Origin of the sequence: Streptomyces huiliensis, from assembly GCF_020037025.1 — a bacterium.
Lineage (GTDB): Bacteria > Actinomycetota > Actinomycetes > Streptomycetales > Streptomycetaceae > Streptomyces > Streptomyces huiliensis.
Genome location: NZ_JAIQLH010000299.1, coordinates 1 through 11,834 on the forward strand (window position 1 = coordinate 1; position 11,834 = coordinate 11,834).

The window sequence follows — 11,834 nt, forward strand, 5'->3', positions numbered from 1 at the left end:
TAGCCGTCGGCGGCGCCGATCGCGGCCCCGGCCCAGTCGTGCTCCTTCAGGGCGGGGGCGATGGCGACGGTGGCGACCTGCCGCAGCTGGTCGGCGCGGAAGCCGGAGTCCTCGGCGGCGGAGACGGCGAACTGCCGGGGGTGGGTGGCGACGGCGAGCAGGACGTCGTGCGGGCCCAGGCCGTTGCGGTCGGCGGTGGCGTCGGCCCACTCGCGGCCGGTGCGGCCGGAGAAGTCGTGCACGTAGGTGACGTAGAGCTGGACGTCCCGGCCGGCCAGCCGGGCGAGGGCGGCTTCGACCTGGGGCCGGCGGCGGCCGAGCGCGCCGACCGTGTCGGTGACGTGCCCGGCGGCGTCCAGGTCGAGGGGGGTCTCGGCACGGGCGACGGACGGCGCCGGGAGGAGGAGGACGCACAGCGCGAACAAGGCGCCGACGATGGCCGGGCCCGGCGCCCCGGGCCCGTACCGCCTCAAAAGCCGCGTCACACTTCGGAGGGTATGACCGGTTTGTCAGAGCCGCTACCCGGAGGCTGTGTGGTATTACGTTCCGTGCTCGGCGCCCCTGCGGCGGATCTTGTTGCCGAGCCAGACCAGCGGGTCGTAGGAGCGGTCGACCACCCGCTCCTTCAGCGGGATCAGCGCGTTGTCCGTGATCTTGATGTGCTCCGGGCAGACCTCCGTGCAGCACTTCGTGATGTTGCAGTAGCCGAGCCCGTGGTCCTCCTGGGCCGCCGCCTTGCGGTCGACGCCCGCCTCGGCGGCGGCGTCCAGCGGGTGCATGTCCAGCTCGGCGACGCGCATCAGGAAGCGCGGCCCGGCGAACGCCGGCTTGTTCTCCTCGTGGTCACGCACCACATGGCAGGTGTTCTGGCACAGGAAGCACTCGATGCACTTGCGGAACTCCTGCAGCCGGTCCACGTCCTGCTGCCGCATCCGGTACTCGCCCGGCTTGAGGTCCGCCGGCGGGGCGAACGAGGCCACGTCCCGCGCCTTGGCGTAGTTGTACGACACGTCCGTCACCAGGTCGCGGACGACCGGGAACGCCCGCATCGGCGTCACCGTGACCGTCTCCTCCGGATCGAACACCGACATCCGCGTCATGCACATCAGCCGCGGCCGGCCGTTGATCTCCGCACTGCACGAACCGCACTTGCCGGCCTTGCAGTTCCAGCGGACGGCGAGGTCCGGCGCGGCGGTGGCCTGCAACCGGTGGATGATGTCGAGGACGACCTCGCCCTCGTTGACGGCGACCTCGTAGTCGGTGAGGCCGCCACCGCCGGCGTCACCCCGCCACACCTTGAAGCGGGCCTGATAACTCATCGGGTGAGCTCCTCGTCCGTCAGGTACTTCTTCAGCTCGTCCTTCTCGAACAGCTCCAGCAGGTCGGGACGGATCGCCGGCGGCTCCTGCCGCTCCAGCCGGATGCGGCCCAGCGCCGGGTCCTCGGCGGCCGGCTCGGTGCTGTCGTCGGCCAGCCGGCAGACCAGGCGCGCCTGCCGCCACCGCCGGTCCATGCCCGGGTGGTCGTCCCGGGTGTGCCCGCCGCGGCTCTCCGTCCGCTCCAGCGCCGCCCGCGCCACGCACTCGCTGACCAGCAGCATGTTCCGCAGGTCGAGCGCCAGGTGCCACCCCGGGTTGAACTGCCGGTGCCCCTCGACCCCGGCCCGCCGGGCCCGGGCCCGCAGCCCGGACAGCCGGCGCAGCGCCTCCTCCATCTCGGGCGCCTTCCGGATGATCCCCACCAGGTCGTTCATCGACTGCTGGAGCTCCTGGTGCAGGGCGTACGGGTTCTCGGCGGCGCCGGTGGCCTCCTCCGCGCCGAACGGCCGCAGCGCCTCCGCCTCCGCCGAGGCCACCTCCGCGTCGGACACCGCCGGCCGGCCCGCCGCGTCCACCCCGGCCGCGTACCGGGCCGCGTACAGCCCCGCGCGGCGCCCGAACACCAGCAGGTCGGAGAGGGAGTTGCCGCCGAGCCGGTTGGAGCCGTGCAGCCCGCCCGCCACCTCGCCGGCCGCGAAGAGGCCCGGCACCCCGACCGCCGCCGCGGTGTCCGGGTCGACCTCGACGCCGCCCATCACGTAGTGGCAGGTGGGGCCGACCTCCATGGCCTCCGCGGTGATGTCCACGTCCGCCAGCTCCTTGAACTGGTGGTGCATGGACGGCAGTTTGCGGCGGATCGCCTCGGCCGGCATCCGCGTCGAGACGTCCAGGAACACCCCGCCGTGCGGCGAGCCCCGGCCCGCCTTCACCTCGGAGTTGATCGCCCGCGCCACCTCGTCGCGCGGCAGCAGCTCCGGCGGCCGGCGGTTGTGGTCGGGGTCGGTGTACCAGCGGTCGCCCTCGTCCTCCGTCTCCGCGTACTTCTCCTTGAAGACGTCGGGGATGTAGTCGAACATGAACCGCTTGCCGTCGCTGTTGCGCAGCACCCCGCCGTCGCCGCGCACCGACTCGGTGACGAGGATGCCCTTCACGGACGGCGGCCAGACCATGCCCGTCGGGTGGAACTGGACGAACTCCATGTTCACCAGCCGGGCCCCGGCCAGCAGGGCCAGGGCGTGCCCGTCGCCGGTGTACTCCCAGGAGTTGGAGGTCACCTTGAAGGACTTGCCGATGCCGCCGGTGGCCAGGACGACGGCCGGCGCCTCCAGGACGAGGAACCGGCCGGACTCGCGCTCGTAGCCGAAGACGCCGGACACCCGGGAGGTGCCGGAGAGCACGTCGCGCTCCCGCAGCACCCGGGTGACCGTGCACTCCTGGAACACCTTCAGCCGGGCCTCGTGGTCCCCGTGCCGCCGGAAGTCCTCCTGCTGGAGGGCGACGACCTTCTGCTGGAGCGTGCGGATCAGCTCCAGGCCCGTCCGGTCGCCGACGTGGGCGAGCCGCGGGTACTCGTGCCCGCCGAAGTTCCGCTGCGAGATCCGCCCGTCCGGCGTCCGGTCGAAGACCGCCCCCCAGGTCTCCAGCTCCCACACCCGGTCCGGGGCCTCCCGCGCCAGCAGCTCGGCCATCCGCCAGTCGTTGAGGAACTTGCCCCCGCGCAGCGTGTCGCGGAAGTGCACCTGCCAGTTGTCGTTCGCGTTCACGTTGCCCATGCAGGCGGCGATGCCGCCCTCGGCCATCACCGTGTGCGCCTTGCCGAACAGCGATTTGCAGATCACCGCGCAGCGCAGTCCCTGCTCACGGGCCTCGATCGCGGCACGCAGCCCGGCGCCCCCCGCGCCCACCACGACCACGTCCCAGGACTGCCGGTCCACCCGAGTCATCAGTAGGTCTCTCCTAGAAGAAGCGCGGATCGTCGAACACGCCGCCGGCGACCAGGTACACGTACAGGTCGGCCAGTGCGACGCTGATCAGGGACGCCCAGGCGAGCAGCATGTGACGGGCGTTCAGCCGGCTCACCAGGCCCCACATGCGGTAGCGCACGGGGTGTTTGGAGAAGGTGCGCAGGCGCCCGCCGACGATGTGCCGGCACGAGTGGCAGGAGAGCGTGTACGCCCAGATCAGCGCGATGTTGGCGAGCATCACCAGGGTGCCGAGGCCCATGTGGCCCCAGGCGCCGCGCTCGTCGCGGAAGGCGAGGACGGCGTCGTAGGTGAGGATGCCCGCGACGATCACCGCGAAGTAGAAGAAGTACCGGTGGATGTTCTGGAGGACCAGCGGAAAGCGGGACTCCCCGGTGTACTTCGCGTGCGGCTCGGCGACCGCGCAGGCCGGGGGAGAGGCCCAGAACCCGCGGTAGTACGCCTTGCGGTAGTAGTAGCAGGTGAGCCGGAAGCCCAGCGGGAAGATCAGGATCAGCAGCGCGGGCGACAGGGCCCACCAGGAGCCGAAGACCTCCCAGTCGGCGCCGTCCTTCATCGGGACGCAGCGCTCGGCGAGGCAGGGCGAGTAGAACGGCGAGACGTAGGGGGCGGCGTAGTAGCGCTCGTCGGCGAACGCCCGCCAGGTGGAGTAGACGACGAACGCCAGCAGCCCGGCCGCCGTGGCCGCGGGCGGCAGCCACCAGCGGTCGCGGCGCAGGTGGCGGGGGGCGATCGAGGCCCGTGTGGAGTGGTGGACGCCGCCGCGCGCCGGGGAGCCGGCGGCGGCGGACGGTCTGGGGTCGGTGCCAGTGGACAAAGGGACTCCGTCGAGGAGCGGGGGTGTGGGAACGCCGGGCTCGGGGGCGCTTGTTTCGGGGGCGCCGCCGGCGGCGCTACGGGGCGCGGGAGCCGATGCCCTCCTCGTCGGCGTCCCGCCACAGCGATGGGTCGTACGGGGTGTCGGGGATCTGCACCATGGCCGGGCGGGGGCGCTCCGGGGGCTGGCTCTCGCACAGGAGCGTCAGGCTCTCGCGCAGGTGGCCGGCGTCGGAACGCATCCGCCGCAGCTCCGGGCCGCTGCCCAGCCGGCGCTCCAGCCGGCCGAGTGCGCGGTCGAGCTCGCCGAGGCAGCGCTGAACCGCTGTCAGGTCGTCGTTCAGGGACACGGATCTGCCCTCACTTCCGCGGGTGGGCGGTTGCGGGTGGCGACTTCGATGCGACAGAGAGTGTCGCGCGTCACACCCCTTCAGGGGAAGATAGCGGCCCTGATTGCACCTTCGCGGGAGCGCATTCCTCGCGAGCCCTGCCGCTGCTCAAACGTTCGTCCAGGCGGGTGGCGTGCGCCGGGGCGGCGCCGTGTCGGCACCCCGTTCGCGCGGGCCGTCGCTTTCAGTGGTCGGCAGTAGATCCGATCAGCGGCTCATTGGACCGGCTGGTCGCTCCCTGACCGACCCCCTGATCGTGGATCCGGACCCCGTACGGCGGAGGTTGTCGCCCATGTTCCCCCTCTCGACGAGCTCGCGGCCCCGCGTCCGCCGCCCCCGCCGGCTGCGCCGTTCCGCCGCCCTGGCCGCCGCGGGCGTGCTCCTGCCGCTGCCCGTCCTGGCCGGCTGCGGGGGCTCCGAGGACGACGCAGAACCGCCGGCCGGCATCCAGGACGTGGCCGCCGCCCCACGCGCGAAGATCGCCGACAAAGGCACGCTGACCTGGGCCGTCGACGCCCTGCCGGCCACCTACAACGCCTTCCAGACGGACGCCGACGCGGGCACCCGGCAGGTCGCGGGCGCGGTGCTGCCCGCCCTCTTCACCCTGGACGCCCGCGGGCGCCCGCAGCGCAACCCCGACTACCTGCTCTCCGCCGAGGTGGTGGAGCGCGAGCCCCGGCAGGTCGTGGTCTACCGGCTGCACCCCGGCGCGGTGTGGAGCGACGGCACCCCGATCACCGCCGCGGACTTCGAGGCCCAGTGGAAGGCCCTGCGCGGCCGGGACAGCTCCTTCTGGACGGCGGGCAACGCCGGCTACGACCGGATCGACAAGGTGGCGCGCGGCGCGGACGACCGCGAAGTGAAGATCACTTTTGCGAAGCCCTACGTGGACTGGCCCTCCCTGTTCACCCCGCTGTACCCGCGGGCGGCGATGGGCAGCGGCAACGCGTTCAACGACTCGATGCGCAAGGAGCTCAAGTTCGCCGCCGGACCGTTCCAGGTCGGCGAGCGCAACGACGGGCAGGGCACGCTGACGCTCGTCCGCAACCCGCGCTGGTGGGGCGACCGGGCCAAGCTCGACCGGCTGGTGCTCCGCGCGGTGCCGCGCGAGGAACGCGCCGACGCGCTGGCCAACGGCGGCATCGACCTGGCCGACGTCACCCCGGCCGCGGCCGAGCGGATCACCCGGGCCAACGCCCCCGCGCGCAAGGCCGACGACGCCAACAAGCCGGAGGCGGCGGCCGGCCTGCGCGACCTGGTCGTCCACCGCGCGCTGGAGCCGGTCTGGACGCAGCTCGCCCTCAACGGCACCTCCGGACCGCTGGCCGACGAGCGGGTGCGGCGGGCCGTGGCCCGGGCCGTCGACCGCAAGGAGCTGGCCCGGTTCGTCCTCGGCACCCTCGGGCTGCCGGCCGACCCGCTGGGCAGCCATGTGCTGGTCGCCGGGCAGCCCGGCTACGCGGACAACAGCGACGCCGTCGGCGGCGTCGACCCGGGCGCGGCCCGGGACCTGCTCGCCGACGCCGGCTGGAAGGAGGGCGCGGGCCGCGGGCCGGCCCGGGCCGACGGCGGGGTGCGGCACGGGCGCGACGACAAGGCGGAGCCGCACGGGGCGCCGGGGCCCGTGCCGGGTGCCGAGCCGCAGGTGTCCGCCTCCCCGGCCCCCGGGGCGGTGCCCGAGCCGGAGGCCGGGGTGCCGGCGGAGAAACCGGAGAACCTGCCGGAGCCGGCGGACGCGGGCGAGGAGGGCGAGGGCGGACCCGGAGCCGGGGCCGGTTCCGGTTCCGACAGCGACGGGAAGAGCGCCCGGGACTCCGGGGGCGGCAAGGGCAGTGCGGCGAAGGCGGCACCCGTCCGGTTCAAGGACGGCAAGCGGCTGGCCCTCCGGTTCGTCCTGCCCAAGGGGGCGGGGGCCGAGCCGCTGCGCGCGGTCGGGGAGCGGATCGCCCGGCAGCTCGACGCCGTCGGCATCCACACGGACCTCATCACGGTCGACGACGCGGGCTTCTTCCGCGACCACATTGCCTCCGGCGACTTCGACCTCGCTCTCTACTCCTGGCCGGCCAGCGCCTTCCCCGCCACCGACGCCCGGCCGATCTTCGCCAAGCCGCGGCCGGCGGCGGACGGGTCGCTCCAGGTGGAGCAGAACTACACGCGGGTCGGCACCGACCAGATCGACCGGCTCTTCGACCAGGCGTCGACGGAGCTGGACGCGGAGGCTTCCCGGGATCTGGTGCTGCGGGCTGACGCCCGGATCTGGGCGGTGGCGGGGTCCGTGCCGCTTTATCAGCGGCCGGAGCTTGTCGCCTCGCGGCGGGCCTTGGCGAATGTCGGGGCCTTCGGGCTGGCCACGCCGCGGTATCAGGACATGGGGTTCCTGCGGTGAGGGTGCCCCGGTCCCTCCCCTTCGCCGTTTCCTGGAGGCTCCGCCCCCAGACCCCCGTGATCGCGGCTTCGCCGCTCGTCCTCAAACGCCGGACGGGCTGAGTGGTGCGGGTAAACCCGCAGGTCAGCCTGGTCGGAGCCCTCCCCGGGCAGCCCCGCCCCGCAGTTCCCCGTACCATGGAGTAAAGGCCGTGGCTCGATCGCCCGGCAGGCCCGCGTACCGGACCGGACGCGCGGGCATCCACGATCCCGGGAGAAGCGCCGCAAGTATGCCCACGCGCCATGACATTCGTAACGTCGCCATCGTCGCCCACGTCGACCACGGCAAGACGACCATCGTCGACGCCATGCTCAAGCAGGCCGGCGCCTTCGCCGCCCACCAGCTCGACTCCGTCGACGACCGCGTCATGGACTCGAACGACCTGGAGCGTGAGAAGGGCATCACGATCCTCGCCAAGAACACGGCGGTGAAGTACCACCCCAAGGACGGCGGGGCCCCGATCACGATCAACATCATCGACACCCCCGGCCACGCCGACTTCGGTGGCGAGGTCGAGCGCGGTCTGTCGATGGTGGACGCGGTCGTGCTGCTGGTCGACGCCTCCGAGGGCCCGCTGCCGCAGACGCGCTTCGTGCTCCGCAAGGCGCTGCAGCAGCGCAAGCCGGTGATCCTCTGCATCAACAAGACGGACCGCCCGGACTCCCGCATCGACGAGGTCGTCAACGAGACGTACGACCTCTTCCTCGACCTGGACGCGGACGAGGACCAGATCGAGTTCCCGATCGTCTACGCCTGCGGCCGTGACGGCATCGCCTCGCTGACCAAGCCGCAGGACGGCACCGTCCCGGCGGACAGCACCAGCCTGGAGCCGTTCTTCTCCACGATCCTGGAGCACGTCCCGGCCCCGGCCTACGAGGAGGACGCGCCGCTCCAGGCCCACGTCACCAACCTCGACGCCGACAACTTCCTCGGCCGTATCGCGCTGCTCCGCGTCGAGCAGGGTGAGCTGCGCAAGGGCCAGACGGTCGCGTGGATCAAGCGCGACGGCTCGGTCTCCAACGTCCGCATCACCGAGCTGATGATGACCGAGGCGCTCACCCGCAAGCCGGCCGAGGTGGCCGGCCCCGGTGACATCTGCGCGGTCGCGGGCATCCCCGACATCATGATCGGCGAGACCCTGGCCGACCCGGAGAACCCGGTCGCGCTGCCGCTGATCACGGTGGACGAGCCGGCGATCTCCATGACCATCGGTACGAACACCTCGCCGCTGGTCGGCCGTGGCGGTACGGGCAAGGGCGCGGACGCCAAGTCCGCGGTCAAGGACCGCAAGGTCACCGCCCGCCAGGTCAAGGACCGCCTGGACCGCGAGCTGATCGGTAACGTCAGCCTCCGCGTCCTGGACACCGAGCGTCCCGACGCCTGGGAGGTGCAGGGCCGCGGTGAGCTGGCGCTGGCCATCCTGGTGGAGCAGATGCGCCGCGAGGGTTTCGAGATGACCATCGGCAAGCCGCAGGTCGTCACCAAGCAGGTCGACGGCAAGACCTACGAGCCGGTCGAGCGCATCACCATCGACGTGCCCGAGGAGCACATGGGCGCGGTCACGCAGCTCATGGGCACCCGCAAGGGCCGCATGGACAACATGTCGAACCACGGCTCCGGCTGGGTCCGCATGGAGTTCGTCGTCCCGTCCCGTGGCCTGATCGGCTTCCGTACGGAGTTCCTGACGAACACCCGTGGCACGGGTATCGCCCACTCCATCCACGAGGGCCACGAGCCGTGGTTCGGCGAGCTGAAGACCCGTAACAACGGCTCCCTGGTCGCCGACCGCGCCGGTGCCGTCACCGCGTTCGCGATGACGAACCTCCAGGAGCGCGGCGTGCTCTTCACCGACCCGGGCACCGAGGTGTACGAGGGCATGATCGTCGGCGAGAACTCCCGCTCCGACGACATGGACGTCAACATCACCAAGGAGAAGAAGCTCACCAACATGCGCTCCTCCTCCGCCGACTCCTTCGAGGCGATCGTCCCGCCGCGCAAGCTGTCGCTGGAGCAGTCCCTGGAGTTCTGCCGCGACGACGAGTGCGTCGAGGTCACCCCGGAGGCGGTCCGCATCCGCAAGGTCGTTCTCGACCAGAAGGAGCGCGGCCGCACCGCGTCCCGCGCCAAGCACGGCTGAGCCGGCGTCGGTTCGCCCGACGGACGTACGAGAGGCCCGGTACCCCTTGCGGGGGTGCCGGGCCTCTCGGCACTCTCGCGGACACGGCGGGTGGGGCATCCGGATAACGGACGCTCACTTCCCGATGTGGCGTCAACAGCCCGTTTCGTACGTGTCTGTCTGGGCCGTCTTTGTCCGTATTTCGGGCATGTGGCAGTGATCGATGTGACCAAAGCGAGACCCAGTAAGTGTGGTTTAAGGAGCGGCGGTACTCAATAGTGGGGTCCATTAGCTCGGGTCAATGGGTCACGCGCTGTGGGGAGTGCGGGGGCTCACGAGCACATTCGGGGGTTCCGGTTCCTTTCCGCGCTGTCAGGGGTGTCAGCGTGTAGGGGCCGGTTCCTCCTATCTGGTGACAGTGGACTCCTGAGGAGGGATACCCATGCGCGGTGCCAAGAGCGCCAAGTGGGTCGTGGGCGCGATAGTTGTCGCGATGGCGGCGACGGCCTGTGGTGGCGGCAGCAAGGACGACGAGGGTGACGGCGCCGTTGACCCCAACGGCGTGTTCACGTACTACAACACCGAGCCGCAGCGTGGGCTCATCCCGACCAACACCAATGAGGTCGGCGGCCACTACATGATGGCCAACATGTGGCGTGGTCTGGTCTCCTTCGACATCGACAACAAGCTGCAGATGGCACAGGCGCAGAGTGTCGAGACCACTGACAACCAGCACTACACCGTCAAGCTGAAGCCGGGCTGGAAGTTCCACAACGGCGAGCCGGTCACCGCCAACTCCTTCGTGAAGGCCTGGAACTGGGCCGCCAACGCCAAGAACGCGCAGCTCAACTCCTCCTGGTACGAGGCCATCAAGGGCTACGAGGAGGTCCACCCGGAGAAGGGTGACCCCAAGGCCGAGACGATGTCGGGCCTGAAGGTCGTCAACGACAACGAGTTCACCATCGAGCTCTCGCGTCCGGTCTCCACCTTCAAGCAGCGGCTGTACTACGACGCCTTCTTCCCGCTGCCCGAGGCGTTCTACAAGGACCCCAAGGCCTTCGGCGAGCACCCCATCGGCAACGGCCCGTACAAGATGGAAGGCGACTGGGCCCACAAGGTCGAGTTCAAGGTCCGCAAGTTCGCCGACTACAAGGGTGACGACAAGCCCAAGAACGGCGGCATCGACTTCAAGTTCTTCAGCAAGGACGACGCGGCCTACGCGGAACTGCTGTCGGACAAGATCGACATCATGTACCAGGTGCCCAACTCGCAGGTGGGCCGGTTCAAGCAGGACCTCGGCAAGCGCGCCATCAGCCAGCCGTACGGCGGCAACACCAACATCGGCTTCCCGCTCTACGACAAGGAGTGGGGCAAGCCGGAGAAGGCCAAGGTCCGTCAGGGCCTGTCCATGGCGATCGACCGCGAGACCATCGCCAAGAACGCGCTCAAGGGCAGCAAGGACGCGGCCACCGGCTTTACGCCGAAGGGCATCCCGGGCTGGCAGGACGGCGCCTGCGGCGAGTTCTGCAAGTTCGACCCGGCCAAGGCCAAGGACCTCATCAAGCAGGGCGGCGGCGTCCCGGGCAACAAGGTGACCATCACCTACAACGCCGACGGCGCCAACAAGGAGTGGGTGGACGCGGTCTGCAACGACATCCGGCAGAACACCGGGGTCGAGTGCGTGACCGACGCGAAGTCCACCTTCCAGGAGTCGCGTGACCTGATCACCGAGAAGAAGCTCAGCAACCCGTTCCGTATGGCGTGGGTGATGGACTTCCCGAACATCGCCAACTTCGTCACCGAGCAGTTCCGCACCGGTGCCGGCGCCAACGACATGGGCTACAGCAACAAGGCCGTCGACGCCCTGATGAACAAGGCCGACGAGGCCAAGACGCCCGATGAGGCGAACAAGGGCTACTACGAGGCCGAGAAGAAGCTCATGGAGGACATGCCCGCGATCCCCCTCTTCACCGACCACACCGTCGCCGGCTACTCCAAGCGCGTGCAGAACGTGAAGCTCGACTATCAGCGCCAGGCCATCTGGACCGAGGTCGAGGTCAAGAAGTAACCGGGACGTTTGCAGTGACGCAGGCCCAGTGGCCGTCCGCCTCCCACGAGGAACAGGCGGCGGCCGCTGGGCCCGTCGGCGACAGGAGGAACGATGGGGCGCTTTGTCGCGAGGCGACTGCTCCAGATGATCCCGGTGTTCATCGGGACCACGCTGCTTATTTTCTTGATGGTGTATTCGCTGCCGGGCGACCCCGTCAAGGCGATGTTCGGCTCGAAGGCGGCCGATCCGGCGACAGTTGCGAAACTGCGCCATGACTACGGGCTGGACCAACCCCTGATCCAGCAGTACTGGGACTACATCAGCGGTCTCCTGCAGGGCGACTTCGGGCAGAGCTTCACCGGCCGGCCCGTGTCCGACCTGCTGTCGGACGCCTTCCCGGTGACCATCCGGCTGGCGCTGTTCGCTTTCGTGATCGAGCTGGTCTTCGGCATCGGGCTCGGTGTGCTCACGGGCCTGCGGCGCGGCAAGATCCTGGACCAGGCGGTCCTGATCTTCACGCTGATCGTGGTGTCCATTCCGGTCTTCGTGCTCGGCAACATGGCCCAGTTCGTGATCGGTGTGAAGTGGAAGCTGGTGGCCCCGACCGTCCGGGACTCGGAGGACCTCACCCAGCTGATCCTTCCCGCGGTCGTGCTCGCCCTGCTCTCGCTGGCGTACGTGACCCGGCTGACCCGGACGACCGTGGCGGAGAACCTCCGCGCCGACTACATCCGCAC

9 protein-coding genes are annotated in these 11,834 nt (G+C 70.3%); 4 read left to right on the forward strand and 5 right to left on the reverse strand.

What is annotated here, in order from left to right; all coding sequences use genetic code 11:
- From JNW98_RS31630 to JNW98_RS31650, 5 genes are all read right to left on the reverse strand, one after another.
- On the reverse strand, positions 1 to 485 hold a 485-nt coding region (locus JNW98_RS31630), incomplete at its 3' end, for a TPM domain-containing protein (RefSeq protein ID WP_223771743.1).
- A gap of 54 nt (positions 486 to 539) precedes the next feature.
- The gene (locus JNW98_RS31635; RefSeq protein WP_223771744.1) at positions 540 to 1,319 is read right to left on the reverse strand and encodes a succinate dehydrogenase/fumarate reductase iron-sulfur subunit; all 780 of its coding nucleotides are present in this window, start codon (positions 1,317 to 1,319) and stop codon (positions 540 to 542) included.
- Positions 1,316 to 3,262 carry a fumarate reductase/succinate dehydrogenase flavoprotein subunit gene (locus JNW98_RS31640; protein ID WP_223771745.1) on the reverse strand — a complete coding sequence of 649 codons (1,947 nt, stop codon included), beginning with the start codon at positions 3,260 to 3,262 and terminating at the stop codon, positions 1,316 to 1,318. The genes JNW98_RS31635 and JNW98_RS31640 overlap by 4 nt, the downstream gene beginning before the upstream one ends.
- A gap of 13 nt (positions 3,263 to 3,275) precedes the next feature.
- Positions 3,276 to 4,118, reverse strand: a complete 843-nt coding sequence (gene sdhC, locus JNW98_RS31645) for a succinate dehydrogenase subunit SdhC (RefSeq protein WP_223771746.1) — start codon at positions 4,116 to 4,118, stop codon at positions 3,276 to 3,278.
- Positions 4,119 to 4,194: 76 nt separating this feature from the next.
- Positions 4,195 to 4,467 (reverse strand): Rv0250c family protein, encoded by a 273-nt coding sequence (locus tag JNW98_RS31650; RefSeq protein WP_223771747.1) that lies wholly within the window; start codon positions 4,465 to 4,467, stop codon positions 4,195 to 4,197.
- Between the two features lie 331 nt (positions 4,468 to 4,798).
- On the opposite strand from JNW98_RS31650, the gene JNW98_RS31655 reads away from it, so the two are divergent.
- The 4 genes from JNW98_RS31655 to JNW98_RS31670 form a co-directional block, all read left to right on the forward strand.
- On the forward strand, positions 4,799 to 6,892 hold the full coding sequence (locus tag JNW98_RS31655; protein WP_223771748.1) for an ABC transporter substrate-binding protein: 2,094 nt from the start codon (positions 4,799 to 4,801) through the stop codon (positions 6,890 to 6,892).
- A 268-nt stretch (positions 6,893 to 7,160) separates the two neighbouring features.
- Positions 7,161 to 9,068: a translational GTPase TypA gene (gene typA, locus JNW98_RS31660; protein WP_223771749.1), complete on the forward strand. Its 1,908-nt coding sequence runs from the start codon at positions 7,161 to 7,163 to the stop codon at positions 9,066 to 9,068.
- A gap of 421 nt (positions 9,069 to 9,489) precedes the next feature.
- Entirely contained in the window at positions 9,490 to 11,115 is a 1,626-nt protein-coding gene (locus JNW98_RS31665) for a peptide ABC transporter substrate-binding protein (protein ID WP_223771750.1), read from the forward strand.
- Between the two features lie 93 nt (positions 11,116 to 11,208).
- The coding region (locus JNW98_RS31670; RefSeq protein WP_223771751.1) for an ABC transporter permease at positions 11,209 to 11,834 on the forward strand (626 nt) is incomplete at its 3' end.

Excerpts from the sequence above, each read along its gene's own strand:
- JNW98_RS31640 (WP_223771745.1), bottom strand. The coding sequence starts at position 3,262 with ATGACTCGGGTGGACCGGCAGTCCTGGGACGTGGTCGTGGTGGGCGCG.
- JNW98_RS31655 (WP_223771748.1), top strand. The coding sequence starts at position 4,799 with ATGTTCCCCCTCTCGACGAGCTCGCGGCCCCGCGTCCGCCGCCCCCGC.
- JNW98_RS31635 (WP_223771744.1), bottom strand. The coding sequence starts at position 1,319 with ATGAGTTATCAGGCCCGCTTCAAGGTGTGGCGGGGTGACGCCGGCGGT.
- JNW98_RS31665 (WP_223771750.1), top strand. The coding sequence starts at position 9,490 with ATGCGCGGTGCCAAGAGCGCCAAGTGGGTCGTGGGCGCGATAGTTGTC.
- typA (WP_223771749.1), top strand. The coding sequence starts at position 7,161 with ATGCCCACGCGCCATGACATTCGTAACGTCGCCATCGTCGCCCACGTC.